Origin of the sequence: Leptospira noumeaensis (assembly GCF_004770765.1) — a bacterium.
GTDB lineage: Bacteria > Spirochaetota > Leptospiria > Leptospirales > Leptospiraceae > Leptospira_A > Leptospira_A noumeaensis.
Map to the genome: position 1 here is coordinate 1 of NZ_RQFK01000025.1, position 2,055 is coordinate 2,055.

3 protein-coding genes are annotated in these 2,055 nt (G+C 34.3%); all 3 read left to right on the top strand.

Translation table 11 applies throughout. From position 1 onward, the window contains the following. Positions 1–102: 102 nt before the first annotated feature. Positions 103–837 (top strand): hypothetical protein, encoded by a 735-nt coding sequence (locus EHQ24_RS08175; protein ID WP_135601190.1) that lies wholly within the window; start codon positions 103–105, stop codon positions 835–837. 275 nt (positions 838–1,112) lie between these two features. Further along, the gene (locus tag EHQ24_RS08180; protein ID WP_135601191.1) at positions 1,113–1,466 is read left to right on the top strand and encodes a type II toxin-antitoxin system RelE/ParE family toxin; all 354 of its coding nucleotides are present in this window, start codon (positions 1,113–1,115) and stop codon (positions 1,464–1,466) included. Next, positions 1,463–1,798 carry a helix-turn-helix domain-containing protein gene (locus tag EHQ24_RS08185; RefSeq protein ID WP_100745203.1) on the top strand — a complete coding sequence of 112 codons (336 nt, stop codon included), beginning with the start codon at positions 1,463–1,465 and terminating at the stop codon, positions 1,796–1,798. The genes EHQ24_RS08180 and EHQ24_RS08185 overlap by 4 nt, the downstream gene beginning before the upstream one ends. Positions 1,799–2,055: the final 257 nt, after the last annotated feature.

Sequence of the window (2,055 nt, forward strand, 5' to 3'; positions counted from 1 at the left end):
CGTGCCAGTCCCTAACGTCCCGTTCCGGGACTCAGGGTCAGGGAACGTCGTCTCCCCTAGTTCGTTATGCGAAATCGCAAAAAAAAAGGAAAAAAATATCTTATGAAAATCATCTTAAATATTTTTCTTATAATTTCAATTTGTCTTATTTCACTTGTTAATTGCGGAAGATATAATCTTACAAAAAAAGTAGCTAAAAATTCTTTCGGAATACAATATTTTAAAGTAAAACAGATAAAACAAATTGCTTTTTTTGATGAAAGTAACCTTATATTATTTGCAGATACAATTAATTTAAAAGATGAGTATACATCGACTTACCCAGAACCTCCTTTAGCAGAAAAATGTTACCTGTTAAATTTGAAACATAATCAATCAAATCTTCAAATAGTTGAAACAGCAAACTTTCAAGAAGAATGTGAATTTCCAAATTTAAAATACCTTGATTTTATAGAAATTAACAAGCAGGAATTTAGTCAGAATAAATCTACAAAGAATGACAACATTATAAAAATCAAATTCGAAAAATCCAGAAAAGATCATATATACGTTCAATTCGAAATACCCAAAAATCAACTTTCGAATAGCACTTTTATTAATATTAAATCATCTATTCAGAAAAACCATAAACCACAATATGCGCTACTTTATCCAATAGTTTTACCATACGATATTATTGCTGGATCTCTACACTCCATCGGCTACATTTTCTTTTCAATTGCTTGGATGAATGGTGCACTAATCAACAATTCATTACCAATCTATAGAAGAATTCCAAATTATATACTTCTTGGAACTTACAGAACTTTTGCTTATCTCGATGATTTAGCAGAATAATATTAAAATTTGCGACTTCGCATAACTTCCGCTAACCACTTCGCTTCGGCACAAGACCTCGCTTGGGCTGCGCCACATAGGCTTCTGGCACTCCCCTTGCTTACGCAAGTCTCGTTCCAGTCCCTAACGTCCCCTCCGGGACTCAGGGTCAGGGAACGTCGTCCCCCCTAGTTCGTTATACGAAAGTTTCGGGAGAACTTTATTCCTAATTTGAGGACTCAAAAAATATAAAATGAAATCTTGACAACCCCTACTGAATAGGGTATAATGGATTATTGAAAAGATTATTCGTTCATTTACCGGACTTTGATAATTTCTGGAAGAAAGCAAAACTTGACGATCAAGAACTTTTAGAGTTTCAAACTCATTTATTAGAAAATCCGAAATCTGGTGTTGTGATTAAGGAAACCAACGGGATCAGAAAAATCAGGTGGAAAAAGAAAGGATCTGGCAAAAGTTCTGGAATTCGAGTTTTCTATCTTGATGTTGAAGAGTTTGAAATTCTATTTCTTATCACACTTCTTGAAAAGAATGATAAAGAAAATCTATCTAAAGCGCAGCTTAAAATTTTAGGACAATTGACTTTAACACTAAAAGAAGCTCTAAAAAAGGGAAGGAGGAATTCATGAAAAATACAACAAACGATAAACTGTTTAACAGTCTTAAAAAAGGTTTAAATGAAGCTATTGAATTTTCTGAGGGAAAATCTAACTTAAAACTCAAACAAACTTCAATTTCCGTTCCAAAACTTCCTAATTTCAAAGGAAAAGATATTAAAAATATTAGAACTAAGTTACATCTTACACAATCTGTTTTTGCAAACACACTAGGTGTTTCAGAGAAAACAGTTGAAGCATGGGAATCTGGAAGAAATATTCCACAAGGACCGGCACAAAGAATGTTATTCGTTCTAAAAAACAATTCAAACCCATTAGATGTTTTAGGTATTAAAGTTAGTTAGTAATACTACCGAAACCTTCGTATAACAGCTACTAACCGCTTCGCTTCGGGACTTGCGCCCTCGCTCGGTCTACGACACATAGGCTTTTGTCACTCCTCTTGCCTACGCAAGCGTCGTGCCAATCCCTAACGTCCCGTTCGGGACTCAGGGCCAGCCTACGTCGGCTAGTCTAGTTCGTTATATGCAATTCGTAGGAAATAATATGAAAAAAACAAAATACTTTGGATTAATCTTAATTTTACTTCTGCATTTTTGTA